At 63.0% G+C, this 24,884-nt stretch carries 25 protein-coding genes; 5 read left to right on the top strand and 20 right to left on the bottom strand.

Going from position 1 to position 24,884, the window contains the following annotated elements; genetic code table 11:
• Positions 1–49 precede the first annotated feature (49 nt).
• The 16 genes from AC0CH8_RS17690 to AC0CH8_RS17615 form a co-directional block, all read right to left on the bottom strand.
• On the bottom strand, positions 50–1,132 hold the full coding sequence (locus AC0CH8_RS17690; RefSeq protein WP_465241011.1) for an acyltransferase family protein: 1,083 nt from the start codon (positions 1,130–1,132) through the stop codon (positions 50–52).
• 94 nt (positions 1,133–1,226) lie between these two features.
• The gene (locus AC0CH8_RS17685; protein ID WP_465241010.1) at positions 1,227–2,273 is read right to left on the bottom strand and encodes a WaaS/CpsH family glycosyltransferase; all 1,047 of its coding nucleotides are present in this window, start codon (positions 2,271–2,273) and stop codon (positions 1,227–1,229) included.
• Positions 2,270–3,397 (bottom strand): NAD-dependent epimerase/dehydratase family protein, encoded by a 1,128-nt coding sequence (locus AC0CH8_RS17680; protein WP_465241009.1) that lies wholly within the window; start codon positions 3,395–3,397, stop codon positions 2,270–2,272. Before AC0CH8_RS17680 ends, AC0CH8_RS17685 begins: the two co-directional genes overlap by 4 nt.
• Positions 3,397–4,047, bottom strand: a complete 651-nt coding sequence (locus AC0CH8_RS17675) for an acyltransferase (RefSeq protein ID WP_465241008.1) — start codon at positions 4,045–4,047, stop codon at positions 3,397–3,399. The genes AC0CH8_RS17680 and AC0CH8_RS17675 overlap by 1 nt, the downstream gene beginning before the upstream one ends.
• Positions 4,044–5,315, bottom strand: a complete 1,272-nt coding sequence (locus tag AC0CH8_RS17670; protein WP_465241007.1) for a lipopolysaccharide biosynthesis protein — start codon at positions 5,313–5,315, stop codon at positions 4,044–4,046. Before AC0CH8_RS17670 ends, AC0CH8_RS17675 begins: the two co-directional genes overlap by 4 nt.
• Positions 5,312–6,667, bottom strand: coding sequence for a hypothetical protein (locus AC0CH8_RS17665; RefSeq protein WP_465241006.1), 1,356 nt, complete (start codon positions 6,665–6,667; stop codon positions 5,312–5,314). Before AC0CH8_RS17665 ends, AC0CH8_RS17670 begins: the two co-directional genes overlap by 4 nt.
• 47 nt (positions 6,668–6,714) lie before the next feature.
• A complete protein-coding gene (gene hisH / locus AC0CH8_RS17660) occupies positions 6,715–7,359 on the bottom strand; it encodes an imidazole glycerol phosphate synthase subunit HisH (RefSeq protein WP_465241005.1) in 645 nt (214 codons plus the stop codon).
• Complete coding sequence (gene hisF / locus AC0CH8_RS17655; protein WP_465241004.1) at positions 7,356–8,132, bottom strand: imidazole glycerol phosphate synthase subunit HisF; 777 nt, start codon at positions 8,130–8,132, stop codon at positions 7,356–7,358. Before hisF ends, hisH begins: the two co-directional genes overlap by 4 nt.
• A gap of 8 nt (positions 8,133–8,140) precedes the next feature.
• Positions 8,141–9,307 (bottom strand): N-acetyl sugar amidotransferase, encoded by a 1,167-nt coding sequence (locus AC0CH8_RS17650; RefSeq protein WP_465241003.1) that lies wholly within the window; start codon positions 9,305–9,307, stop codon positions 8,141–8,143.
• Positions 9,308–9,326: 19 nt separating this feature from the next.
• Positions 9,327–10,370 carry a nucleotidyltransferase family protein gene (locus tag AC0CH8_RS17645; RefSeq protein ID WP_465241002.1) on the bottom strand — a complete coding sequence of 348 codons (1,044 nt, stop codon included), beginning with the start codon at positions 10,368–10,370 and terminating at the stop codon, positions 9,327–9,329.
• A gap of 5 nt (positions 10,371–10,375) precedes the next feature.
• Positions 10,376–11,578 (bottom strand): UDP-N-acetylglucosamine 2-epimerase, encoded by a 1,203-nt coding sequence (neuC, locus tag AC0CH8_RS17640; protein WP_465241001.1) that lies wholly within the window; start codon positions 11,576–11,578, stop codon positions 10,376–10,378.
• On the bottom strand, positions 11,575–12,582 hold the full coding sequence (gene neuB, locus AC0CH8_RS17635; RefSeq protein ID WP_465241000.1) for an N-acetylneuraminate synthase: 1,008 nt from the start codon (positions 12,580–12,582) through the stop codon (positions 11,575–11,577). The genes neuC and neuB overlap by 4 nt, the downstream gene beginning before the upstream one ends.
• Complete coding sequence (locus tag AC0CH8_RS17630; RefSeq protein ID WP_465241022.1) at positions 12,579–13,208, bottom strand: PglD-related sugar-binding protein; 630 nt, start codon at positions 13,206–13,208, stop codon at positions 12,579–12,581. The genes neuB and AC0CH8_RS17630 overlap by 4 nt, the downstream gene beginning before the upstream one ends.
• A gap of 2 nt (positions 13,209–13,210) precedes the next feature.
• A complete protein-coding gene (locus AC0CH8_RS17625; RefSeq protein WP_465240999.1) occupies positions 13,211–13,885 on the bottom strand; it encodes an acylneuraminate cytidylyltransferase family protein in 675 nt (224 codons plus the stop codon).
• Positions 13,882–15,099, bottom strand: coding sequence for a LegC family aminotransferase (locus AC0CH8_RS17620; RefSeq protein WP_465240998.1), 1,218 nt, complete (start codon positions 15,097–15,099; stop codon positions 13,882–13,884). The genes AC0CH8_RS17625 and AC0CH8_RS17620 overlap by 4 nt, the downstream gene beginning before the upstream one ends.
• A gap of 11 nt (positions 15,100–15,110) precedes the next feature.
• The gene (locus AC0CH8_RS17615) at positions 15,111–16,121 is read right to left on the bottom strand and encodes an NAD-dependent 4,6-dehydratase LegB (RefSeq protein WP_465240997.1); all 1,011 of its coding nucleotides are present in this window, start codon (positions 16,119–16,121) and stop codon (positions 15,111–15,113) included.
• Positions 16,122–16,295: 174 nt separating this feature from the next.
• Between AC0CH8_RS17615 and AC0CH8_RS17610 the strand changes: the two genes are divergently transcribed.
• The 5 genes from AC0CH8_RS17610 (at position 16,296) to rfbA (ending at position 21,407) form a co-directional block, all read left to right on the top strand.
• Entirely contained in the window at positions 16,296–17,927 is a 1,632-nt protein-coding gene (locus AC0CH8_RS17610; protein ID WP_465240996.1) for a right-handed parallel beta-helix repeat-containing protein, read from the top strand.
• Between the two features lie 85 nt (positions 17,928–18,012).
• Positions 18,013–18,579 carry a dTDP-4-dehydrorhamnose 3,5-epimerase gene (rfbC, locus tag AC0CH8_RS17605; RefSeq protein WP_465240995.1) on the top strand — a complete coding sequence of 189 codons (567 nt, stop codon included), beginning with the start codon at positions 18,013–18,015 and terminating at the stop codon, positions 18,577–18,579.
• A 10-nt stretch (positions 18,580–18,589) separates the two neighbouring features.
• On the top strand, positions 18,590–19,645 hold the full coding sequence (rfbB, locus tag AC0CH8_RS17600) for a dTDP-glucose 4,6-dehydratase (protein WP_465240994.1): 1,056 nt from the start codon (positions 18,590–18,592) through the stop codon (positions 19,643–19,645).
• Positions 19,645–20,544 (top strand): dTDP-4-dehydrorhamnose reductase, encoded by a 900-nt coding sequence (gene rfbD, locus AC0CH8_RS17595; protein WP_465240993.1) that lies wholly within the window; start codon positions 19,645–19,647, stop codon positions 20,542–20,544. Before rfbB ends, rfbD begins: the two co-directional genes overlap by 1 nt.
• Entirely contained in the window at positions 20,541–21,407 is an 867-nt protein-coding gene (rfbA, locus tag AC0CH8_RS17590; protein ID WP_465240992.1) for a glucose-1-phosphate thymidylyltransferase RfbA, read from the top strand. The genes rfbD and rfbA overlap by 4 nt, the downstream gene beginning before the upstream one ends.
• Positions 21,408–21,423: 16 nt before the next feature.
• Here the strand turns inward: rfbA and AC0CH8_RS17585 are convergent, their stop codons facing one another.
• The 4 genes from AC0CH8_RS17585 to AC0CH8_RS17570 form a co-directional block, all read right to left on the bottom strand.
• Positions 21,424–21,678 (bottom strand): ribbon-helix-helix domain-containing protein, encoded by a 255-nt coding sequence (locus AC0CH8_RS17585; RefSeq protein ID WP_465240991.1) that lies wholly within the window; start codon positions 21,676–21,678, stop codon positions 21,424–21,426.
• Positions 21,675–22,340, bottom strand: coding sequence for a ParA family partition ATPase (parA, locus tag AC0CH8_RS17580; RefSeq protein ID WP_465240990.1), 666 nt, complete (start codon positions 22,338–22,340; stop codon positions 21,675–21,677). The genes AC0CH8_RS17585 and parA overlap by 4 nt, the downstream gene beginning before the upstream one ends.
• Before the next feature lie 204 nt (positions 22,341–22,544).
• Positions 22,545–23,438, bottom strand: a complete 894-nt coding sequence (locus AC0CH8_RS17575; protein WP_465240989.1) for a helix-turn-helix domain-containing protein — start codon at positions 23,436–23,438, stop codon at positions 22,545–22,547.
• A 424-nt stretch (positions 23,439–23,862) separates the two neighbouring features.
• Positions 23,863–24,840, bottom strand: a complete 978-nt coding sequence (locus AC0CH8_RS17570; RefSeq protein ID WP_465240988.1) for a replication initiator protein A — start codon at positions 24,838–24,840, stop codon at positions 23,863–23,865.
• Positions 24,841–24,884 lie beyond the last annotated feature (44 nt).

Genomic DNA, 24,884 nt, shown 5'->3' with positions numbered 1-24,884 from the left:
GCAACGGCGGATGGGCAGCCGTCCGCCGCGGCGCTGCTCCGCGACCGGTTCAGATCGGCGCCTCGGCCGGCCCGGAACGCGTCCGGCCGGACCGGGTCAGTCGTCTACCAACCCGGATCATGGGCGCCTCGACATATCGGAAGATTACCAGCGCCAGCGCTATCGTCCCGACCACGACCAAAACAACGAAAAGGCCGGGGTTCTCGATCGCAGCCGCATCGAAACCCTTTTGCAGCCAAGTAACGACGATTGGATGGAGAAGATACACGCCGTAGGTGGCGATCCCCAGTTGCTCCAATGGCTTGCTCATGATCAACGGCAGGCGCGGCGCGAACTTATAGAATGCCAGCACCACGGCAATGGATAGCACCGACAACGAAACGCGATGTACGCCCGTAACAATAGTAATCTGGTCCCCAGTTGCGGGATACATCAGAAATAGGAATGTTGTTATAGTAATGACAGGTATCTTTGACCAATTGTAAACAACAATATTACCAAAGTTATAGTATAAAGCGATACCTGAACAATATAAAAACATATTATTAAACGGATTTATGTAATTTCGCCATTGCACCTCAAGCGTCTGTGATGGTGTCAAAATAACAAAGGCAAACAATCCACCAATTATGACGGTTGCCATGGTAATTGCGTTGCCAATCCACAGGCTACGTTGATAGGCGAGAATAAAAAATGGGGTAAGGGCATAATACACCATTTCGTTCCCGATCGACCATGCCCCCATGTTTATATAGGCATGCGGCATGATGAAGCCGAAAAGCGTCGTTATATTTGCGGCGATCAGCTTCAGGCTGAACCCCTTTCCGGCAATAGACGCGGGGATTGCGACACAGATGACCGACAGCCACAATAACGGCCAGATTCTAAAGATACGGCGGACGAAGAAATCTACCCGGCTCCGCATGTCGGTCAAATATCGGTCGTACCCGATTGACATGCTCAGTCCGGAGAGGATGAAGAATACTGATACGCCGTAAATCCCTAACCTTCCCAGTGTGGTCGACGCATCCTGAGATCCGCCGAGATAACCAAACGCGCCCAAGTGAAAGAAGAGTATAGACAGGGCCATGAGGCCTCGGAGCCAATCGAGAGCTTCGAATCTGGTCGGCATCTGCTGGTCCATGGTCCGTGGCGCGTCCGCTGACGCGCGCGATTTGATAACAGATACCGGAAGCGGCGACAGCTCTCCTGCGCGAGATGTCACGTCACTCGCTCCGTCCATCGTCGATCGCTCCGGAAGAGAGGCCGGCAGTGTGCAGGACGTCGGCCGGTTCGGTGATACCGAGCACGTCGAGCGCCCAGCCGCGGAGGCTGTACCGCTCCATCATGTCGGGCGGGAGCGCGACCTGGGGTGCCGTCAGGAACGCCGGGTCGATGTGAAGCGTGGACGGGTCGAGAACATGGACGTTCTGCGGATGATAGAAATCATATCGCCGCACATCCGTCGCCGTCGTGACCAGCTTGCGGTTCGCCCCCACCGCCTCGATCGCGCGCATCGTCATTCCCGTCTGGCCGGGATGCGGCAAGTCCAGGATGGCGCGCGACGACAGCGTCTTGTCGACATAATCGGCGAATGCCTGCGGATGCGACCACACGCCCTGCCCCCTGCCCCCTAGTCGAAGCTTCAGACTGGTCCAGCCGCCGGTGGAAAGATAGAAAAACGTGGATAGGCCGAGCGCGTGTGCCCGCTCGCGGATGACCTCCACCTGACGCAGCCGGTCGTGATGCAGCCAGCCGACGAAGCACAGGTCGATCGTCGTGACGGACGGGCCGTCGCGAGCCAGTTCGGGGCGATAGAACAGCGGCCTCAGGATGAAGCGCGGTTCGCGCGCAGCGTCGGCATGGTCGAAGGTCAGCACCCGGTCGAACAGCGCCTGTCGGCGAAGCAGATCCGGAAAGCGCGCCATCGAATCCCAGTGATAGGCGGTAAGGCAGGCGTGCGGTTGCGCATCGCGCAGGTCGCGCAGGAACGCCTCGTCCAGCAGGGTGCCCTTGATAACCACGACATGATCGAGGCGGCCGATCGATCGTATCCGCGCCAGCATCGCGGCGTGGTGACGACGCAATGCGGGCTGCAGGTCGGAGGACAGGCGACGACGCAACGGCGCAAGCGGCCCGCGCAGTTCGGCCGGCTGTTCGTTCTCGACCCACACCTCTGCCCCCAGCGCGCGGAATTCGGAGGCGATCGCCGCCTCATAATCATAGAAACCAATACCGATCAGCAGGACCTTGCGGCCCGACAGCGGCTTCACCGGTACAGGCCCCTGGTGCGCAATTCCTCGATCGAGCGGGAGAAACCATCGACGGCAGTGTCCTGCCCGCGCACCCAGTCAACGAACCGTGCGATGCCGGTCTCAAAATCCACCGCCGGTCGATATTCCAGCGTATCGCGGGCAAGCGTCATGTCGGCGTAATTGTCGCGGATGTCGCCGATCCGGAAATTACCGGTGATCTCGATCCCGCCGGGTGCGTCCAGCAGGCGCTTGATGGTATGCGCCACGGTCTCGACATCGGTGCGCACGCCGCTGCCGACGTTCACCGCCAGCCCCGCAGCGCCGGGCGCATCGAGCGCCAGCACGGTCGCGGCGACGACATCGTCAATATAGACGAAGTCGCGGCTCTCTCGCCCGTCCTCGAACACCGACAACCCGTGCCCGTTGCGCAGCCTCGTCGAGAAGATCGACAGGATGCCGGTGTAAGGATTTTGCAGCGACTGGCCCGGTCCGTAGACGTTCTGGTAGCGCAGTGCGACCGCGTGGAGGCCCAGGCTCTTGCCGACCGTCAGCACGAGCTGTTCCTGCACCTGCTTGGTGATGCCATAGACCGAGGAGGGGTGGATGCGACTGGCCTCGTCGGTCGACAGACATTCGGTGGGTTGCGCGCAAAAGGGGCACTTCACGCGGAAGTCGCCGTTCGCCATGTCGGCTTCGGCACGCGCGCCGGGATAGACGGTGCCGTGCTCCGTACAGCGGTGACGGCCCTCCCCGTAGATCGCGCGCGACGATGCCACGACCAGCCGTTCGACCCGGTGCGGTTTGTTGGCGAGTAGGTCGAGCAGTTTCGCGGTACCACCAACGTTGACCTGGCTGTAGCGGTCGATCTCGTACATCGACTGCCCCGTCCCGGTTTCAGCGGCAAGATGCACGACCGCGGTCTGCCCGTCGAGCGCCTGCGCCAGATCCTCGGTCGAGCGCACGTCGCCGCGCAACATCCGCACTTCCGGCGGCAGGACCGACAGATTCGGCGTCTCGCCGTGGATCTGCGGCGAGAGGTTGTCGAGGACGGTGACCCGATGCCCCTTGCCGACCAGCACGCGGGCAAGCCGCGAACCGATGAACCCGGCACCGCCGGTGATGAGAATAGCGTGCGAGGTCATCAGAGAAATTGGCCTTCCGAATTTGTTTTGCGCCATTTGCCCGACGCAGCGTCGAAGCGCTTCACGATCCGTGCCGGTATCCCTGCAATGACGCAATGATCGGGAAAAGTCCCGCGAACCACCGCGTTGGCAGCCACGATGCAATGATCTCCCAAACGCGTACCGGCAAGAATACGGGCACCGGTTCCTATGAAACAGCTGCACCCGATAAAGGTCTGTCGAACCAGCAGCGGCTGTTGCAGGACATTCACGCCGACGGCCTCATGGCCATGGTCGGAATCGGTGATGAAGACGGTGGAACTGATCGTCGTTCCGGCTCCGATGACGAGTTCGCTTGCAACCACCACATGGCAGGATTGCTGGAAGCTGACGCCACTCTCCAGCCGGATCAGCGGATCGTAGCGCACCCCGCCATATTCATCGATGGCCTCGATCCGGCAGTCGCGCCAGATCAGGACGCCGTCGCCAAGCTCGATGAATTCCGGCGTCCAGAACAAGGGTTTCTGAACGATCGCACTGCGGCCGCAACGACGCAATCGGGATGCATGCAGCGTCGCGGTGACCAGCCGGTCGCGCTTCAGCGCCAGCCATTGCCGGCGCCGCGACGGCGTCATGCCGGCAAGACGACGCAGCGCGCGAACGTACTTCATCGGGCGTCTCCCCTCGTCCGAAACCTGGACAGCCAAGGCATCGGATGAAGCCTGTAACTGATGACGAAGGTAAGGCACATGACGATGGCCGCCGTGATCGCGAATGCCATCGCCGCGCCGTTGGCGCCGTAGATACGGATCAAGAAATAAGCCAGTCCCATGTTCATGACTAGGTTGAACGACGTGATAACGGCTAGGATGTAAGTTTTCTTCAAATAGAAGATATAATCCACGAATGTGAGATAGATGCCGTTGAAGAAAAACCCGGTCGCGAGCCAGAATACTGCCGTCATGGAACTATGGTACCGTTGGTCGACTAGCAGATGATAGCCGATCGGCGTCGCAACGACGAAGCCGACGAAGAATACCGCCAGCCCGCCCCACACCATATAGGTCTGCCTGACGAGGCGGTCGGCCCACCCCGGTGCGGCGCCCGCGAGAGTCGAAAACAGGAACGGCACCCATGCACGGTTGAAGGCGGTTAGCACGGTCAGCATGATGCTCGACCATTGCACCGCGACGGCATAGGTGCCGACGGCGATCTGCCCCAACACCGCGACGATCAGCAACCGGTCGCCCAGCCGCAGCAGCTGGTTCGCCAGATCGTGCGTCACCCCCCCGGCACCGAAGCGCAACGCCCCCAAGAATTCGCCGGATACAAACTGCCTCACGAGCAATCCCTGCCTGACGAACCAGACGATGGCGGCAACGGACAGCATCGTGCTGGCCAGCGCGGCCGCGATCAGGCGCCCTTCCCAACCAAAGCCCAAGAAGATCACCAGCACGACCGTCCCGGCGAACCCGATCAGCGCGCCTGTGATCTCATACGCCGCAAAGCCGATCGCACGATCGCGCATCGCCAGGATCGTCTGGGCGATCTGCGGCAGGAGCGAGGCGGCGGCCATCAGCGGAATGGCGACGTTCCAACCCGGCGGTACGCCCAGCCAAGCCGACAGCCGCCCCCCGAACAGCGCGAAGACGATCAACAACAACGCGGTATTGATCGCGGGGATCAGCAAGGTCGACGATAGCAGCGCCGGAAACTCGCGCGCATCGGTCTTGAAATATTGCACGCCGACATAGGCCGTCGTTGCCCACGTTACGATCGGCCCGATCAGCGCGACCAGTGTGGTGACCGTGACCATGATGCCATATTCGACAGGTGCCAATTTGTGCGTCAGGAACGGCATCAGCGCGAGCGGCATCGCCCCCGAGACAACGCTGGACGACAGGTAGACGACGAAGTTCTTCCCGAGCTTCATGCTCATGCAGGCTCGCGCGGCCGGTCGAGCAAATCCGCCAAGAGGCCATGCGCCTGCGCCGGGTCGAACGGCTCGAAGAACATAGGTCGCACGGTGTCGACACAGGGTATTTCGAGCGCAGCCGCGATTTCCGAAACAGTATCTAAAACGGACACTTCCGGTAGTTCGAAGATGTCGGAGTGAATATGATAATCGTGGCGCGGAAAAATGCATATCCTGCGACCGTTCTGCAAGGCCTCATACACCACCGTGCTTTGGATTGTGAACAGGTGAGAGACGTCTTCCATCATTCTGGAGGCGGGTATCAGCGCACTCCCGACATCGACATTAGGCATATCGGCGAATCCAGCTCGTATATCCGCTTCGGCCGAGTTCTGGTTCGGATGAAGTTTGTAGATAAAGTGGCGGTTCGGCAGCCGCGCAGCAAGTTCACGCGTCACCTCCTTAAGGTCGTCGTGATAGACATTAGCACTGACGACCATGATCGTGCTGATTGGATCGCGAACCGGGCCAAGGTCGGCGGCAAAATGGTCGGTCCCCACGACTTCCTGTCTTACCGCCGGATAGAAACCACTTTCCTGCCAGAAATGGGAGAACGTCAGGAACATGTCCGGAAATCCCGTCTGCTTGCTATAATCGACCCCGCGCGCATAGGAGTATCCTAGATGACCATGGCCGATCAGGCCGTGCTGCACCTCGACGGTCGGCACGCCCCGCACCTTCGCGACGTGAAAAAGCGCTTTCTCGATACCGTTCTGGACCAGAAGTACTGCCGCTGGACGAGCTTTGTCGAACAGGTCGTGATAGCCGGCGACCTGGCCCTCGTACGTACTGCGCAAGCGCCGGATCAGATCGCTCAGATAGTCGGCATGGCGCCTGTCAATGGCGAATTCCTCCAGCAATGCCGGGACGATGCTGGACAGCGACGCCGGCACCTTTCCCGGCCATCTGCCTGCGTCGGGATCGGGGAGGTGATACCGCCGCGGTAGGGTATCAATGATCCGCGCGTGCGCGGGAAAAAGATCGACAATGGGGTCGATCGCCAGATCGTGCATCTGCCCCGCGACGATGCTCCGTGGCGCCCGGAGCACCAGCAATTGTCTCGGCGCAATCGCCATCTTGGCGAACAACAGGTGCCTCTGGATCGTGCGGCGCAACGGCCCGAGCAGGCGACTGCGGGCTGGGGCCGGACATACGTTTGATGACGAGGACACCAGGCAATCGAAGATGAAGGTGCATGTTTCGAAACGGACCGTATCCCACCAGAATTGGGCATCGACGGCGTCGTCGAACAAACCTAGGTCGCGTTCGAGCCGATGAAGTCTATCCGTAAAATCGTTGATGTTTACCTGCGTCATACCTGTCCCGATACGCAGTAGCGTACAATATTCAAATTCATACGTCGTTACATATTCAGGAAATTACCCACTATCTTAAGTCCTAACTCGCCGCTCTTTTCAGGATGACATTGAAAGCCTGTGATATTGTTCTTAACCACTGCTGCAGTGACCTTGAACCCGTCATAGTCTGTGTCGGCAAGACACAATGAGGGATCATCAGGAATACAATTGTAGGAATGGACAAAATAGGCCGCACTATGGGCAGGGGCGACCCCCTCCAGCAGCGTGGATTCCCACCCGGATCGGGTGACCGGCACATGTAGCGTGCTCCAGCCGACGTGCGGCACCTTGCGTGACCCGCCGTCGTCACTGGCTGGAATGCGTTCGACATGGCCGGTAATCAAGCCCAGTCCCGCGTGTCGGCCGAATTCCAGGCTGTAGTCGAACAGTAACTGCATGCCGACGCAGATGGCCAAGAACGGCCGGTCCCGTTCGACAAAGGCGAGTATCGGCTCCACTAGGCCGTGCGATCGCAAGGTATCGGCGCACGACGCATAGGCTCCAACGCCGGGAAGCAGCAGGCGATCAGCCGACGCGATCTCGTCCACATCGCTACAAAGACGGGCTACCCCGCCCGCCTTCTCCACTGCCCGAGCGACACTGTAGAGGTTGCCGACACCGTAATCGACGATGTGAACGACCTTGGTCACGCTGCCGTCCTGAACATGCTGCGAACCGCATAGCCAGCATCGAGGGCGGCATCGCGGATCGCGGGGAACGCCATACGATCATAATGGAGGATATCTGCCATTGCTGCGGCATCGGCACCCTGTTCGAAGGCGGCGATCATATCTGCGGTCGACCCCATGCCGCCCGAAGCGATTAGGGGCACCGGGCCGATCACGGCCGACACTGCGGCGATCAATTCAAGATCGTAGCCCCCACGGGTTCCCTCGCGGTCGACTGACGTAAGCAGGATTTCACCTGCCCCCATCGACACGCCTCGCGCCGCCCATTCGACGACGTCCAGCCCGGTACGCTCGCGGCCGTTGTCCGTATAGGCCTCCCATTTGCCCACACCGATCTGCTTCGCCTCGATCGACAACACCATGCATTGCGACCCGAATGTTTCGGAAACCTCGCGCACCAGTTCCGGTCGCTTCGTAGCCGCGGTGTTGATTCCCACCTTGTCGGCCCCTGCGAGCAGAACACCACGGACGTCCTCGACCGACCGGAGTCCACCGGCAACCGTCAGCGGAATGAAGACGTCGTCGGCAGCGTTGCGGATGATATCATGCAGGCTATTGCGCCCGTAAAGGCTGGCCACGACATCCACATAGATCAGTTCGTCGGCACCCGCCGCGTAATAACGCCGCGCGAAGTCCCGCGGGTTTCCCAATACCCGAAGCCCTTCAAGGTGCACGCCCTTGATAAGGTTTGGTCCTTTAATATCCAGCCGCGGAATCAGACGGACACGGCCCATCAAAGATCTCACGGCCGGTCAGCCTCGTGCCAGACGGCGTGCTTCAATTCCCAGCCATTGCTAGTCTTGCGCCACAGGTGATCGGAGCGCCAACTATCGACGACCTCCTGAAACTCTTCATCTGTTATTCCACAATATTCAAGGAACTCGGCATAATATTTCTGGGGAAACTCACCATCATACCGTCGTACAAGTGCCATTCCTTCTTCGCGAGTGATCTTGCCATCGCGTATTTCATGAGCGGCGTCTGCCGTAGTCCGGCCAACCCCAAATTTCACGAATCCCAGATAGTAATGATACCCGTCGATACGATCGTCGAGACTGGCATATTTAGAATACGTGCCCTCCGAACGATCGGGGTTAGTCGTAAATCCGGTGTGTTCCCGACAATAATAATAGTTTTCTTGAGGATCCCAGAACTTATAGTAACCAAAAAAGTGTATTTCTGTACTATTCTGTACAATCTTTTCATATGGCGGCGCCATGAACGGCTTTAACTCGGCCGCGGTCACGCCATGCTCTTCCCAGAACTCAGGAGGAAGACCAGAGAAGTAATGCTTGTCATGATCGGCTATGTCGCGGTCCGGACGGTGCGCATTCTTCATGTCGCCGCCATATTCGACTTCCCCGTTTTCGCCATACATGATGAGCGAGACGTCGTATTTCACCGCCATGTGGAGCGGAAAGTTGGTCTGGCCGTAGATGAACGGCTGGAACGGATCGCCCAGATGCTGGGTGGCGAGGCGCGTAAGGCGTCGGGTGACGATGCCGTTTGGCGTGCCCAGGATGTTGTCGAAGCCGGCGCGAATGAACGCGTCTAGATTGCGCCGCCCAATCTCCGTAGCTTTTAAGGGCGCCCATGTGACCGTCAACGGATTCATACCGTATTTATATTTCAGCTGGTGCGCGACAAAACTGCCGTCCTTTCCGCCACTGCACGGCACGATGACGTCATAGTCACCGTTGTTCTTGCGATGGCGATTGCACAACTCGATCAGTTCACGCTCACGCAGATCCCAGTCGAAGCTCCGCTTCTCCTCGTTGAAGCGGCACGCCGAACACACGCCCTCGTCATCAAATTGGATGCGAGGACGTTGGTTAGACATCGTACACTTGCGACAGAAGCGTACCTCCGACGGCAGGTTATACTGGGTAATGACATCGCGCTTGTTCATGAGGATTTCCAAGATATGCTTAGGCGTGGGTAATGCGGGCCTGTTCGAGATCGGCCGGGCGGCCGACATCAAGCCACGGCTCGTGCATGGGATAAACGATGATACGTTCAGAACCCGCCTGAAGGCGCTCGAATAGGGTGGGCATGTCGCAATGCTCGCCTTCGTTCAGCAAGGTCAGCGCGTGCGGTTCGATGATGTAGATACCGGCGTTCACATGGCTGCGGTAGACTGGTTTCTCCTTGAAGCTGACGATGTCCACTCCCTGGGTCTCCACGACGCCGAACGGATGCTGCCATTCATGGCTGCGCACGGCCATCGTCGCCGCGGCGGTGTGGCGCAGGTGGAAATCGAGCACCTCGCCGTAACGGATGTCGGCCAGCACGTCGCCGTTGGTGACCAGCAGCGGCGTCGAAGGGTGGGGCGCGAGAAGGCTGAGCGCGCCTCCCGTGCCCAGCGGCTGTTCCTCGCGCAGATAGGTAATAGACACGCCCCAGCGACTGCCGTCGCCGAAATATTCCTCGATCATATGGCCGAGGTAATGGATTGCCAGGACGAAATGTTCGAACCCGTCGTCCCGTGCCCGCTCGATGATGTGTTCGAGGATCGGCTTTCCGCCCACCGGCAACAGCGGCTTGGGGCAGTTTTCGGTGTGGGGGCGCAGGCGCATTCCCTTGCCGCCCGCCATGATGACGACGGTATTGGGTCTAGCCTCGCTGGCCTGCAGCAGATCCCACACCTGCAATCCCACCACCCGGCGATCCGCGTCGGTCACGGGCAGCTGATGGATGCGGTTGGCCTGCATCAATTGGAGCACGTTGTCGCGGCCCAGCTGCGGCGGTATCACCAGCGGGTCGCGATGGACGATCGAATCGATGGGACTGGCCAGTTCAAGCCCGCGCAACAGCCCGCGCCGGATGTCGCCGTCGGTGATCGTTCCTAGCATGCGTTCGTCATGATCGACGACCATGACGATCTGGAGACCCGAACGGTCGAGGCATTCGATTGCCGCCTGCACGGTCGCCGACCGATGCAGCAGCGTCGTGCGCCATAGCTCCCCAACCATAAGCCCTAACTCTCCATCGCCGATCCGGCGGCACGCGGGAGCGCCATGTCGTGGAACCGCTTCATGAGCAAGCCGTCCAGCGGGTGATCCCGCAACACGTCGACGACGCGCTCCGTTGCGCCGCCCTCGCCATAAGGGTTGGTCATATCGTCAAGAGATTGCCGGAACGCGGGCGAGCGCAGCCGTTCCAGCGCCGCAGCGATGGCTTCCCGCCGCGGCGCGCAATCGATCACGCTGGCAGCCTTCAGCCGGCCGGTCTGGCGATCGCCGATGTTCACTGTTCCGACGCCGAACCCCGGCGCCTCGATAAGCCCGCTGGACGAGTTGCCGACGACCCCCGCACAGTGCCGCAACGCCGACAGGTAGCGCAGCTGCCCCAGCGATCCATAAACCCGCGCGTTCGCGTGATCGGCGACGAACCGCGTTAGCCGGGCTGCGATCGCGCGTCCCCCGGCATCGGCGTTCGGCATGGTAAACACCAATCGTATCGCCGGATCGAGCCCGGCCAGCGCGTCGAGCATCGCCTGCATCTGCGCTTCGGCCTGCCCATCCGGCCCGTTCCCCACCGTCGGGGGATGGAAGGTGACCAGCAGGAACTCCTCGCCGAGGTCGAAATTCAGGCTGTCCGCAAGGTCGTCGCGGTCGAGTAATGGCAGCGACCGCATCGCATCGATGCCGAGCCCGCCCACCAGGAAAATGCGCTCGGGTGCTTCCCCCAGCTGGATCACCCGATCCCGATACGCCGCAGCGGCGACGAAATGGAGATGCGCCATCTTCGTCACCGAATGACGGAACGCCTCGTCGATCGCGCCCTCCGTACTCTCCCCGCCGTGGAGATGCGCGATTGGGATGCTCGCGACCAATGCCGCCGCGGCCGCGGCAAAAACCTCGAAACGATCGCCCAACACGACCAAGATGTCGGGACGTGTCCGTGCGAAGACATCCGCGAAGCCGATCATCGCCAGGCCGATTGCCTTGCTGACGCCGGCCGGGCTGTCCGAACTCAGCAGGATCTCCACGCGATCATCGATCGGCACGCCGTCGTCCTCGATCTCAGCAATGGTCATGCCGAAATCGGGTGACAAGTGCGTGCCCGTGACGATCAGGTGCAGCGTCAGCTCCGGCGCGGCGCGCACGCCCGCGATTACGCCACGCAGCAGCCCGTATTCGGCGCGCGTGCCGCTGACGATGCAGATCCGCCGGGTCACAGGACGATCAGTTCGTCGGGCTCAAAATCGCGCAGCGCCGCACGGCCGATCGCCTCATCCCAACGCATCGGCGACACGCCCGTGCCGGGCCGCTTAACCGCCAGATTGGTCGCGGTGAAGCGCTCGCCTGCACGGATCCGCGTCGCGGCGACCAGCGACTTGCGCGCGATCGCGCGGTTCCCGATTTCGCTTGAGCTGGGGCGCTTGATGCCGTCCCCTGCTAGTGCCGCTTCCACGTTACGGATCGCACGCACCATTGCTGCTAGTTGGTCGGGTTCCAAGCTGGCGCGGTGGTCGGGACCGGGCAGCGTGCGGTCGAGGGTGAAGTGCTTCTCGATCACGGTCGCACCCAACGCCACGGCCGCGATAGGTATTTCGATACCCAGCGTATGGTCGGAATAACCCACAGCCACGCCGAACGCTGCGCCAATCGTAGTCATCGCCTTCAGATTCACGTCCTGCACCGGCGTCGGATATTGCGTGTTGCAATGAAGCACGGTGATGCGGTCGCGCGTGATCCCGCCCGCTTCCAGAACGTCGAGTGCCTGTTCGATGTCGCCCAGCGACGACATGCCCGTGGACACGATCACCGGCAATCGCTTCGATGCGACGTGGCGCAGCAGCGGAAGATTCGTAATCTCTCCCGAAGGAACCTTGATCCGGTCGATCCCGATCTCGTCGACGAGCATGTCCAGACTCTCCTCGTCGAAACCGGTGGAAAAGAAGCGGATGCCCGCGGCCGCGCATTCCTCCACCAGTGCATCGTGATCAGCGCGCGAAAGCTCTAACCGGGCGATCATGTCGCGCTGGCTTTCGGTCGCATCGGTCGCCGCCTGTTGATACTCCGCCTTGGCGGCATGCGCTGCCGCGATCTTGTTCGCGGTAAAGGTCTGGAATTTCACCATATCCGCCCCCGCCGCAGCGGCAGCGCGAACCAGTGCGCGGGCACGATCGAGGTTGCCGTCATGGTTCACACCGGCCTCGGCGATGATGAGCGTTTTCATCGAACTTTCCTTGCTGGCACGCCAACATAGACGGAGTCAGACGCGCAGTCCCTTAGGACGACGGCACCAGACCCAATCACTGTGTTGATGCCGATCTCTAACTTGCGGCTGTCGTTGCCCTGATTGATCGACGCCCCGATGCCGATCCACCCGCCTTGCCCGATGCGCACGTTGCCGGCAACACTGGCCCCGGGGGACAGATTGACGAAGTCGCCGATCTCGCAATCGTGCGATACGGTCGCGTTGAGATTGAACGTGCAGAAAATGCCGACGCGGATGTTGCCAGTGAACCGGACGCCGGCGAACACGACGGTTCCGCGCGCAGCTTCCAGAACCGGTCGCTGGCCGCGCCCGAAACTGGTGTCGGGGTGGATCAGGGCTGGAAAACGTCGCCCGTCGAATGCCGTCGCGGTGCGCATGCGGGCGGCATTATCGCCGATGCCCATCGCGAAATCGGCATCCGCTCGGTCGCGCACGTCGGCTTCCAGCGCGATCTCGTCCGTGCCGGTCCACGTGTCTCGTTCGACCGGATCGCGGGTCACGAACACCGGCCGCCACCCTAACGCTTCCGCGATCCCGGCAACATCGCGCGCGTGTCCCGCGGTTCCCAGGATAAACAGCGGCATGCTCACCGCCGCTCCTCCAGCAGCAGTTCTGCGAGCTTCCAGTCGAGCGGGCCGTCGATGTCGATCGAGTCCTCGGCCGACATCGAATAGCCCAGCGTCCCCGGCCCCACGAAGCTGCGCTGTTCCAAGAGCCAGTCGGCACGCGCATAATAGATTGCGCCGTTGAGCGTGTAGATTGGCGGCAGATCCTGCCGACGCGCCCCCTCCACACTATCGAAAGCCCGGTCCAGTCGTCCGTCGGCATCCATCCGATACATCCAGGCGGGATGATCCTCCGGTTCGCAGACCGATACGATCGACGGCGGTCCCGCCTGTGCGGCCAATGCCAGCACACCGTCGATGTCCCGCGCCCCGCGCAAGGGCGACGTCGCCTGCAGAAGAATCACCGCGTCATGTTGGGGCAACAACCCCAGCGCATGAAGGACCGGGTCGATTCCGGGCGTTTCATCCGCCGCCAGTTCGGCCGGGCGTAGCCAAGGCACCTGCGCCCCCGCCGCCCTCGCCACGTCGGCGATCTCCTCATCCTCGGTGCTTACCACTACGGCATCGATGCCGTGCGCTGCGCGCGCCGCCTCGATCGTCCACACGATCAACGGCTTGCCGGCGATCGGACGGATGTTCTTGCGCGGAATTCCCTTGGAACCGCCGCGGACAGGGATCAGCGCGAAGATAGTCACGAAGGCTGCAGCACCTGATCCGCAAGCCGGGGGCTACTGGGGATATTGATGACGAGGGATGCCAGTTGCTCAGCTGTTCCCAGGTCGGCGCGCGGACAGGCGGCGTACATCGGCAGCCGGTGCATCAACGTCCATACCGGGCGCGACATGTAATTGGCGTCGTTCAGCGTCTCCAGAACGGTTTCGTGACTTCCGGCACAGGCCGGGTCCAGCACGATGGTGTTGAGCCAGTAATTGCTGCGGCAACCGTCCGGTTCGGTCAAAAATCGAATTCCCGGCACATCGGCGAACGCCGCGGCATAGCGGTTGGCGAGCACACGCTTGCGCGCGAGCATTCCAGGCACCTGTTCGAGCTGGGCGCAACCAAGCGCGGCATTGAGATTAGGCAGGCGGTAATTGTAGCCGACCTCGTCATGGACGAAGTTCCAGCGATGCGGAACCCGCGCCGTAGTCGTCAGATGCTTGGCACGGCGAGCGAGCACGGCGTCGTTGGTCAGGATCGCGCCACCTCCGCCGGTGGTCATCACCTTGTTACCGTTGAAGCTCAGGGCAGCGATCCGGCCAGCATTGCCGGTATGCCGGCCGTGGTAGAAGGACCCCAGCGATTCCGCCGCATCCTCGATCAGGATGATGCCCCACCGATTGCACAATGCCACCAGCGCATCCAAATCGGCGGGATGACCGAATGCGTGCATCACAATCAACGCACGGATCGTCGCGCCGGTGTGGCGATTGACGCAACGCCCGTCGACGTATTGGGCATTCGCCGTCAGATGTGATTCCAGCCGATCGGCATCCACGCCCAGCGTCCGCGCTTCCGAATCCACGAAATGCGGGGTCGCGCCGCTGTAGGAGACGGCATTGGCAGTCGCGATGAAGGTGAGCGTGGGCATCAGCACTTCGTCACCCGGTTCCACGCCGGCCAGCAACGCGCAGATGTGCAGCGCGGCCGTGCCGTTCATCGTGGCTACGGCATGCGCGACGCCGGTAAATGCCGCCAGATCGGCCTCGACACGGTCGACGTAGGATCCCACCGACGATACCCAGCCGGTATCGATGCATTCCTTCACATACGCCCATTCGTGCCCAGTGAATTCGGGCTCGTGGAGGGGAATCATCCGGTCGGGCGTGCCCAAAACTGATCGCATCGCCGCCAGGATGTCTTGGTCGATGAGGCGATCGTCGCCGATGCCGGTCTCGGGTGCGGTGGCCATCGGCCGGTTCCTTAGATGTTGTAGATGTCGGTTTTATAACGCGCCAGATTTGCCGGTTCGGCAAACCACGCAATCGTCTCGTCCAGCCCGCGTGCGAACCCTTCACGATCCCCATATTCCGGTTCCCACCCGGTCAGCGCCTTCGCCCGGGCATTGTCGCCCCAGAGCCGTTCCACCTCGCTGCCGGACGGCCGCAGCCGATCGTCCTCGCAGACGATGCGCACCTCGCGCCCCATGCGCTGCGCGATCAGCGCAGCGGTGTCGCCGACCGAAATTTCGTAGTTGCTGGCGATGTTGACGACCTGCCCGATCGCATCGTCCGCAGTGGCCACCGCGACGAAGCCGCGCACAGTATCGCTGACGTAGTTGAAGTCGCGCGTCGGATGGACCGCGCCCAGCCGGATCTCGGTCGCACCCGCCGCGATCTGGGTAATGATGGTGGGAATAACCGCGCGCGCTGACTGCCGCGGGCCGTAGGTGTTGAAGGGCCGGATGACCGCAACTGGCGTCTCGAATGACGAATGGAAGCTCAACGCCATCTGGTCGGCGCCGATCTTGCTGGCCGAATAGGGCGACTGTCCCTGGAGCGGATGCTCCTCGGTAATCGGCACGAACCGGGCGGTACCGTAGACCTCGCTGGTGGAGGTATGGACAACCCGCGCCACGCCCAGGTCGCGTGCCGCCTGGACGACGTTCAGCGTGCCCTTGATGTTAGTGTCGAGATAAGTGTCTGGAGAATGATAGGAATACGGGATGGCGATCAGCGCCGCGAGATGGAATACGACGTCGCAATCGCGCATCGCTTGCCGCACGCCATGCGGATCGCGAATGTCCCCGGCGAACACGTCGAGCGACGTGCGCAACGACGCCGGCGAGTGGTCCAGCCATCCCCAGCTGTTAAAGCTGTTATAATAGACGAAGGCGCGCACGTCGCACCCTTGCGTCACGAGATATTCGACGAGATGTGAACCGATGAAACCGTCCGCACCGGTAACCAGTACCTTCTTTCCCCGTAAATCCATGTAATATCCATATTCTTCGTCTGCGGGCAGCGCAGTGAACCGTGCTGGTTCAGCCATTGGAACCGGGATCTGTCGTCCGGATTCCGGCATCCATAGTCGACCCCCTCCTTCCTCTCCAGATCGATCGCGCAAAAAAGTCCGCCGACGTCTGCATCCGACACGGGAACCGATCATATGACGACGCGCGAGAACCTCCCGCCCTACGACGACGGAGCCGCGAAACGCACCGTATCACGACGTGTGGCCTTGGGTACGGCCGCGGGACTGGCCGTCCTGTCGGGCACCCCGTCGCATGGTCGGGCCGGCTGCGCTGCGACCACGGGCCAGGCACCCCGGCGCGACGATCATCTCGCGATTCCGCCGGAGGATCACGGCGCGGTAGGCGACGGCGTGACCGACGATACCGCGGCGCTCCAGGCCACCTTCGACACTGGTCGCAGCGTCCGCCTAGCGCCCGGGAAGACGTATCTCGTCACATCCCGCCTCAGACTTTCGACCAGCGGCATCTCGCTTTCGGGCGGAGGCAGGATCAAGGTTGCGCGCGATTTCAATGTCGCGTCTGACAGCGACGGCAATGGGACGCACATGCGCGTCCTGTTTGTCACGTCGCCCGATGTCAGTATCAGCAACATCATCTTCGACGCCATCGACGCGCCGTCCGGCAGCGCGGTGGAGAACGGCCTGATCTGGACCACGGCGCCCTCGACGACGATCCGCGATTGCCGGTTTCTGGGCAATCCGAAGGGCACCTCGATATGGGGCCTGGGCAACGCGCCTTACCTCAGCGTCATCGGATGTCAGTTCCTCGGCTGCAGCGGCGCGGTGTTTGCCAAGGGCCGCAGCACTGTCATCAACGACAACATCGTCGTCGACGCGACCGACGCGGCGATTGCGATCAACGGCGCCTCGTGCGTTGGCGCGGTCATAGCGAACAACACGATCAGCAACGAAAAACTGACGATGCTTCCGTCGATGATTGCGGTAGAAGACGGGGCGAGTTCTTGGACCATCACCGGCAACACGTTGCTCGGCGTCAACGGCGGCGGGATCGTCTGCACCAATGTCCTCGATCTCTCGCCGGTGCGCGGCGGTATCATCGCGAACAACGTCATCGACGCTCGCCGCTTCGATCAAAAACTGCCGGTCGGCCCTAATCCGGCGGGGCTGCTCAGTGTGTCGGATAGTTATACGAGCTGGATAATGCACGACAATCGCGTGACTGGCTGCCCGTCGGGCAATCCCAACTCCAGGCTGGTACTGATCTCCGCATCCGGCGGGACGTTCCACGACAACATCGTCGACGGCACTGCGATCCGCGGGTTGTCGGCGATGATCGCCATTCTGCCCGGCAGCGGTGGACTGACGATCCGCGACAATAAAACGATATCGGCCGAGGGTGGACGGCATTTCCTGTTCGCGGCCGGCGACTATGGCGATGTTCCTTGCCTGATCGAGGGGGGCCAATTTCACGGCGGAGCAGAAGGGATCAACGCTGAACTGGAAGCGAAGGGGATCAAGCGTCTGCGCCTGCATATCCATGACATCGCGGACAGCAATGTATCCAACATCGTGAATGCGCCGACCATCTTGGGCGACCGGTCGCTTTTCCTAAATGCCGGAGCCTGGGCGCGGCCACACCGTATCGGGATCTATACCGAAATGTATTGTACCACGGTTCCGACAGCGTCCGGTACGATGCCGTTCCAACCTGGCGATAGACTGCATTTCATGGCACCGCATACTGGCCAGCCAGTCGGTATCGTCAGGACCGCCAAAGGGTGGAACGGTTTCGGTATGATCGTCTGACCATCCGGGTTTGGGGGTACATTCGGTCGCATCATGGAAAAAGCGTCGATTGTCTCGGCGACAACACGGCGATAGGTGCGCCGTCATGTCCGACAACCCCGTCCAGTTGATCCGTCCCAAGCGCCACGGCGATGCGCGGGGTTGGTTCATGGAAGTGTACAACGAGCGCACCTTCGCGGAAGCCGGCATCGCCTGTCGCTTCGTGCAGGACAACCACTCGCTGTCGGTGCCCGCGTTCACGCTTCGGGGCCTGCACTTCCAGACCCCGCCGCATGCGCAGGACAAGCTGGTGCGCTGCCTGCGCGGGCGCATCTTCGACGTCGCGGTGGACCTGCGCGCAGGCTCGCCGACCTATGGCCAGTGGGTGGGGGCCGAGCTGTCGGCGGAGAACGGCCACCAGCTGTTCGTCCCCGTCGGCTTCGCGCACGGCTTCCTGACGCTGGAGCCCGATACCGAGGTCGCGTATAAATGCTCCGACCTCTACGCGCCCGAGTGCGACGGCGGCATCGCGTGGGACAGCTGCGGCATCGCCTGGCCCATCCCCGCCGGTACGACGCCGGAGCTCTCGGCCAAGGACGCGGCCCAGCCCGTGCTCGCCGCGTTCGACAGCCCCTTTTCCTATGACGGCCGCCCGCTGGCGCCGCTTTCCTGAGGTCACTTCCATGCGCGTACTCGTCACCGGCGGGGCCGGCTTCATCGGCTCGGCGCTCGTCCGGCACCTCATCGCGGACAGCGACCACGAGGTCCTGAACCTCGACAAGCTCACCTATGCCGGCACGCTGACGACCGTCGAGGCGGTGTCCGACAGCCCGCGCTACCGCTTCGTGCAGGGCGATATCGGCGACGCCGAACTGGTCGCGAAGACGCTCGCCGGGTTCCGCCCCGACGTCATCACGCATCTCGCCGCCGAGAGCCATGTCGACCGCTCGATCGACGGACCGGGTGCGTTCATCCAGACCAACATCGTCGGCACCTTCACGCTGCTCGACGCCGCGCGCACCTACTGGTCGGGCCTGGACGAGGACGCGCGCGCACGATTCCGCTTCCACCACATCTCCACCGACGAGGTCTACGGCTCGCTCGGTGACGAGGGGCTGTTCACCGAGGACACACCCTACGACCCGCGCTCGCCCTATTCGGCGTCGAAAGCGGGCTCCGACCATCTCGTCAGCGCCTGGGGCCACACCTACGGTCTGCCGGTGGTGGTGACCAACTGCTCGAACAATTACGGGCCCTATCATTTCCCCGAGAAGCTTATCCCGCTGATGATCGTCAAGGCGCTCGCGGGCGAGACGCTGCCCGTCTACGGCCGCGGCGCCAACGTGCGCGACTGGCTCTACGTCGAGGATCACGTCCGCGCGCTGCGCGCCGTGTTCGAGCGCGGCGCACCGGGGCGCAGCTACAATGTCGGCGGCAACAACGAGAAGACCAACCTGTCGGTGGTCGAGACGATCTGCACCATCCTCGACGATCTGCGCCCCCGCGCCGACGGCGAGAGCTATACCAAGCAGATCGGCTTCGTCGCCGACCGCCCCGGCCACGACGCGCGCTACGCGATCGACGCATCCCGCATCCGCGAAGAACTCGGCTGGGAGCCTGCCGAGACGTTCGAGACCGGCATCGAGAAGACGGTGCGCTGGTACCTCGACAACGAGGCGTGGTGGCGCGCGATCGTCGACGAGCGGCAGGCCGACCAGCGCCGCGGCCTCGCCGCTTGATGCGCTCTATCCTCGTCACCGGGGGCGGTGGCCAGCTCGGCACCGCGCTCGCCAAACATGTCTGGCCGCAAGGCTACCACGTCGTCACCAGCGACGCGGCCGATCTCGACCTGACCGACACCGCCGCCATCGCCGCAAAAGTCGCGGCGGGCCATGATGGCCAGCCGTTCGCCGCGGTCGTCAACGGGGCCGCCTACACCGCGGTCGACAAGGCCGAGGACGACCTCGTCACCGCCTGGGCGGTCAACGCACTGGCGCCCGCCGCTTTCGCTGCGGCCTGCAAGGCGGCGGACATCCCGCTGGTGCAGGTGTCGACCGACTATGTCTTCCCCGGCGACAAGGACGGCGCATGGGAGGTCGACGATGCGGTCGCACCACTCAACGTCTATGGCGCCTCCAAGCTGGGCGGCGAGCTGGCGGTCCGCACCGGCACCCCGCGCCACGTCATCGTCCGCACCGCCTGGGTCGTGAGCGCGACCGGGCACAACTTCATCAAGACGATGCTGCGCGTCGGGGCAGACCGCCCCAGCCTGTCGGTCGTCGCCGACCAGCATGGCAGCCCGACCTCGGCGACCGATCTCGCCGCGGCACTCGCGACGATCGCGGTGGGGCTGATCGAGGACCCGGACGCGCCCGCCGGCACCTTCCACTTCTCCAACGCCGGCGCGACCAGCTGGGCCGGCTTCGCACAGGAGATCTTCCGGCAGGCGGCCCTGCGCGGTGGCCCCGCCCCCGCCGTCCAGCCGATCGCGACCGCGGCCTATCCGACGCCCGCGCGCCGACCGATGAATTCGCTGCTCGGCCACGGTGCCATCGAGCGCGCCTACGGCATCCGCCCACGCGACTGGCAGGCGGCGCTCTCCGACATCCTCGACGAACTCCTGGGAGTACCCGCATGAAGGGCATCATCCTCGCCGGCGGCTCCGGCACCCGGCTCCACCCCGCGACGCTGGCGATCAACAAGCAGCTGCTGCCGGTCTACGACAAGCCGATGATCTACTATCCGCTGTCGGTGCTGATGCTCGCGGGCATCCGCGACGTGCTGATCATCTCGTCGCCGGAATATCTGCCCAATTACCGCCAGCTGTTCGGCGACGGCTCGCTGCTCGGCCTGACCATCCAGTATGCCGAGCAACCCCGGCCCGAGGGCCTCGCGCAGGCCTTCACGATTGGCGCGGACTTCATCGGCGACGACAACGTCGCGCTGGTGCTGGGCGACAACATCTTCTTCGGCGCGCACCTCACCGACCTGCTCGCCAGCGCCGTCGCACGCAAGGATGGCGCGACCGTCTTCGCCTACCGCGTCGACGATCCGGAGCGCTACGGCGTCGTCGAACTCGACAAGGGCCGCGCGATCAGCCTCGAGGAGAAGCCCGCCGCGCCCAAGTCCAACTACGCGGTCACCGGCCTGTATTTCTACGACAACCGCGTCGTCCAGTTCGCCCGCGACCTGAAACCCTCGCCCCGCGGCGAGCTCGAGATCACCGACCTCAACCGCCTCTACATGGACGCCGGCGACCTGTTCGTCGAACAGATGGGCCGCGGCTATGCCTGGCTGGACACCGGCACCCACGACTCGCTCCTCGAAGCCTCCGAGTTCGTCCGCACCATCCAGCACCGCCAGGGCATCCAGGTCGCCTGCCTCGAGGAAATCGCCTTCCAGCAAGGCTTCATCTCCGCCGATCAAGCACGGGCCAGAGGCGAGGTCTTCAAAAAGACCGCATATGGCAAGGCCATCCTCAATGCGGTAAATGGCGACTGAGCTTCAACTGAGCGGGTCACTCCCCCACCGGGCTTTCGCCGTGTTTCCGCAGCACGTCGTTGAACGCCTCGGCCATCAGCGACTGTAAACTCCGCCCCTGACGCCGCGCCAGGGTGTGCATCGCGAACGACATGTCGGGGGTGAAGAAGCCGGCAATCTGCTTGCGGCCCTCGCGGCTGTTTGCGCGAGGTTCGGGGGTTTCCGATGCCGGCGCAGCGGTCGGTTCCGGCGCGCGGGCGCGCAGATTGGCGAAGCTGGGCTTGCGGCTCATGGTTTGACCTTCCTGAAACGGGGTGTCGGCATGTCGAGCTGTCGACACGTCCAGCGGTAGAGTTCGCGCACTTCCTCCGCGGCCTTGCCGGCGGGCTCGGCCTCCATCACCGACCGGCCCTCGGCCGACGCATGGCGATAGGCGGCGCGGTCGGGGAGCAGCACCGGACAGGGCGGCGTGCCGAACCCTTCGACCAGCTCGCCCGCCTCTTGATAGATGCGTGGCGCATTCGGTGGCCCGGCGGTGAAGACGACGAAGGCGGGTTTGCGCAGCAACTGCACCAGTTTGGCACTGGTCTGGATCGCGGACAGGTCGAACGCGCTTGGCCGGCACGGGATCAGGACGAGATCGGCGACCTCGACCGCAGCGCGGGCGGCGCTGTCGGCGTGGGGGGGCGTATCGATGACGATGACCTGCGCGCCCTGCTCCTTCGCGGCCTCGATCTTGGCGGCGAGGCGGGGTGGCGGGCTGTCGATCACTTCCGGGGGAGCGTCCCGTCGCCACGCGGCCCATTGGCTGGCGGTGGCCTGTGGGTCGGTGTCGACGATCAGCGACACCGCGCCGGCATCCTGAGCAGCCGCGGCGAGGTGAAGCGCGAGCGTGGTTTTCCCCGCCCCTCCTTTCTGGCTGATGATCGCGATCGTTCGACTGGCTGTCTTCATGTCGGTATCTCTACATGTCGACACCGACACTTCAACGCCTTTCCGAAATATCGACGGCGTTTCAGCCAGCACGGCGCTGGCGATCGTCCGAACCGGAAACCGCTTGCTTCCCCTAGGGAGCATTGCGGCGGCGAAGCCGACGCTCCTGAACCGGCATCGTATAATCGGCTGGTTGTTTTGCGATCACGCGATCTTCTGTGGTCATCAATTTCGTTGTTGGCCGCTTAGGCCAACTCCGCTTGAACTCGTGATATAGGAATCTAGTAGCGGTTGCGGATGGTTTTGAGACTCGCAAGCTATGCTGTCGATCCGTGCCCCCAGCGAGGCGAGAACCCGGCCGAGCGCACCCCCGACGGTCGCCTGCGCCAGTTCGCGGCAGGACAGCGTGGCATGCATCGCCGCAACCTCCACGTCGCGGACCTGGGCATGCTGGAGCGCGTCGACCGGGATCGGTGCGGGACGCAGCCAGCGCGGTAGCAGGCCGAGGATGCGGCCGGGCAGCAACGGGCGATAGGCGTTGGAGGTCTGGGCGTACCGCGCGCGCCCCCTGCCCGGTCCGCCCGATGCTGGCGCCTCTGGCTCGCCCCCCGCCCCCTCGACCCGCTTGAACCGGCGCTGGCGCAGCAGAAAGCCCGCCGCCTCCAGCGCGTGGAGCGCGCGCGCCACGGTCGCGCGGCCGAGTGCGGTGGCCTGGGCGAGATGATCGTAGGTGGGGAACACGCGGCCGGCGTTGAGGCGCGCCAGCGTGCAGATCTCCTCATAGACGCGTACCGCGCCTGCGGTCAGCGCGGCGAGCGTCCGTTCGGTCGCGGACAGCTCGCGCGCCTCGACCCGCGCCGTCCGCTTCAGGCGTCGTCCGGCATCGAGCGCGGCACGCGCCATGCGCAGCAGCCGGTCGGTCTCGCCCTTGGCGGGTACCGCGAAGAACAGGTCCTCGAACGTCCCCGCCTCGATACTGCCGCGCAGTACCGGTGCGCCAGTACGGTGAGGAGCACCCGAGCGGGCGGGCGTCCGCCCACCGCTACGAAGCGCCGTTCCGGACGGCCGGACGCGGCCGAGCGCCAGCGCCGTCGCCTCCCCGAGAGTAAACGCCGTCATCTTCCATCCCCTTCAGGGGCTGGGACCGGGACAAAAAGAGGGCGTGGCGCGAAACGCGCATCCTTGAACTGACGTTCGTTCGGGGGTAGATGGAGAGAGTTACTAGCTCCGGTTCGACGTTTGGCGACGTCGCTCCAACAATACCCTTGGGATGCCCGGCCTTCGTGCCGGGCTTTCCTTTATGTGGTCACAGCCGCTCCATTAGCTTTGTGTGGCCGGCCCAACCGGCCGTGACCCCGCTTGTTGCAGCAAAAAACCAACAGTGAAAGTGTTCCCGGTTCGTGCTTTCGAGTAGGAATTCGAAAAACTTCGCCATTTCCGATGCAAATGTCGCACCCGGTTCGTGCTTTCGAGTAGGAATTGGTGCGCGACTTCGTGCTTTCGAGTAACAATTACCGTGAAAGTTCGTGCTTTCGAGTAGGAATTACTGAGCCGCTACCGAATCGATCGGTGTGGCTAATGCAGGTGATTCGGGCTCGACCCGCTCGCGCCGGGTGATAACGACGCTGACCGGGGCGGTCTTGCGCCCCCGGCCCGCGCGCGGCTCCGCGTCCGGCGCGGTTTCGATCAGCGCGATGTCGTAATCAGGGATCGTGTCGGTGCCCGCGATCTGCTTCAGCGCGGCACGGAAGTTCGACAGCGGGTTCTGGTAGCCGATCTGGAGCCGGAAGGTGGCGAGGTCGATTTCCAGCGGCACCGGTCCGTCCGGGCCCTCCTCGCAGGTCGAGCGTGCGACCTCGTAGATGCGCCGTTCGATCGGGCCGAGCTGGAAATAGGCCGCGGCATAATCGAGCACCTGGCGATCGCGCAGGATCGCGCGGAACAGCCAGTCGCACAGCCGCACCTTGACCGCCTTCAGCCGGCGCTCGCCGGTCTTGGTGCGCGAATAGTGCAGTCGCGCCTCGGACAGCCACGAGAAGAAACCTTCCTCGCCCTCCCCGCCCGCTTCGATGTTGGTCTTGATCTGGGTGCCCTGCAATCGCTCCAGCGCCTCCGACAGCCGCCCATAGGAGCGCGCCGAGTGGTTGGAGCCGGTGACCGAGAACAGGTCGTGCGCGGTGAAGACGAAGTCCTGGACCACATCCTCCCCCGCCTCGATCTTCGCCGCCATCAGGCTGGCGATGTAGAGCACGATCTCCTTGTCGTAGATCGTCGCGACGCCGCTGGCGGACGGGCGAACCTCGATCGAGACGGTCGCGTGATCATAGGTCAGCGGCTTCATCCACGCATTCTTGCTGAGCGCGAAGAACGGGAATGCCATCAGCGACCGTTCGCCGCGGATCTCGGCGGTCAGCGGACTGTCGAGCTGGAACAGATCGCGCTGCGGCGATCGCGGCGCAGCCGGCTTCTTGCTGTCCCGAGGCCGGGCTGCGGAACGGGTCGGGGAGGTCGATCGGGCCATTTGCGAATTCCTACTCGAAAGCACGAACTTTTGGCATCCCGCCT

It is taken from the genome of Sphingomonas sp. AC435, from assembly GCF_979253005.1.
Note: the sequence above shows the minus strand (reverse complement) of the source record. Positions and strands in the feature narration are given on the sequence as shown.

Excerpts from the sequence above, each read along its gene's own strand:
- AC0CH8_RS17665 (WP_465241006.1), bottom strand. The coding sequence starts at position 6,667 with ATGACGCAGGTAAACATCAACGATTTTACGGATAGACTTCATCGGCTC.
- AC0CH8_RS17650 (WP_465241003.1), bottom strand. The coding sequence starts at position 9,307 with ATGAACAAGCGCGATGTCATTACCCAGTATAACCTGCCGTCGGAGGTA.
- AC0CH8_RS17615 (WP_465240997.1), bottom strand. The coding sequence starts at position 16,121 with ATGGATTTACGGGGAAAGAAGGTACTGGTTACCGGTGCGGACGGTTTC.
- AC0CH8_RS17690 (WP_465241011.1), bottom strand. The coding sequence starts at position 1,132 with ATGCCGACCAGATTCGAAGCTCTCGATTGGCTCCGAGGCCTCATGGCC.
- AC0CH8_RS17630 (WP_465241022.1), bottom strand. The coding sequence starts at position 13,208 with ATGCCGCTGTTTATCCTGGGAACCGCGGGACACGCGCGCGATGTTGCC.
- AC0CH8_RS17675 (WP_465241008.1), bottom strand. The coding sequence starts at position 4,047 with ATGAAGTACGTTCGCGCGCTGCGTCGTCTTGCCGGCATGACGCCGTCG.
- rfbC (WP_465240995.1), top strand. The coding sequence starts at position 18,013 with ATGTCCGACAACCCCGTCCAGTTGATCCGTCCCAAGCGCCACGGCGAT.
- hisF (WP_465241004.1), bottom strand. The coding sequence starts at position 8,132 with ATGGGCCGTGTCCGTCTGATTCCGCGGCTGGATATTAAAGGACCAAAC.
- AC0CH8_RS17575 (WP_465240989.1), bottom strand. The coding sequence starts at position 23,438 with ATGACGGCGTTTACTCTCGGGGAGGCGACGGCGCTGGCGCTCGGCCGC.
- AC0CH8_RS17645 (WP_465241002.1), bottom strand. The coding sequence starts at position 10,370 with ATGGTTGGGGAGCTATGGCGCACGACGCTGCTGCATCGGTCGGCGACC.
- rfbA (WP_465240992.1), top strand. The coding sequence starts at position 20,541 with ATGAAGGGCATCATCCTCGCCGGCGGCTCCGGCACCCGGCTCCACCCC.
- rfbB (WP_465240994.1), top strand. The coding sequence starts at position 18,590 with ATGCGCGTACTCGTCACCGGCGGGGCCGGCTTCATCGGCTCGGCGCTC.
- AC0CH8_RS17610 (WP_465240996.1), top strand. The coding sequence starts at position 16,296 with ATGACGACGCGCGAGAACCTCCCGCCCTACGACGACGGAGCCGCGAAA.
- AC0CH8_RS17570 (WP_465240988.1), bottom strand. The coding sequence starts at position 24,840 with ATGGCCCGATCGACCTCCCCGACCCGTTCCGCAGCCCGGCCTCGGGAC.
- AC0CH8_RS17585 (WP_465240991.1), bottom strand. The coding sequence starts at position 21,678 with ATGAGCCGCAAGCCCAGCTTCGCCAATCTGCGCGCCCGCGCGCCGGAA.
- parA (WP_465240990.1), bottom strand. The coding sequence starts at position 22,340 with ATGAAGACAGCCAGTCGAACGATCGCGATCATCAGCCAGAAAGGAGGG.
- AC0CH8_RS17670 (WP_465241007.1), bottom strand. The coding sequence starts at position 5,315 with ATGAGCATGAAGCTCGGGAAGAACTTCGTCGTCTACCTGTCGTCCAGC.
- rfbD (WP_465240993.1), top strand. The coding sequence starts at position 19,645 with ATGCGCTCTATCCTCGTCACCGGGGGCGGTGGCCAGCTCGGCACCGCG.
- AC0CH8_RS17620 (WP_465240998.1), bottom strand. The coding sequence starts at position 15,099 with ATGGCCACCGCACCCGAGACCGGCATCGGCGACGATCGCCTCATCGAC.
- AC0CH8_RS17680 (WP_465241009.1), bottom strand. The coding sequence starts at position 3,397 with ATGACCTCGCACGCTATTCTCATCACCGGCGGTGCCGGGTTCATCGGT.
- neuB (WP_465241000.1), bottom strand. The coding sequence starts at position 12,582 with ATGAAAACGCTCATCATCGCCGAGGCCGGTGTGAACCATGACGGCAAC.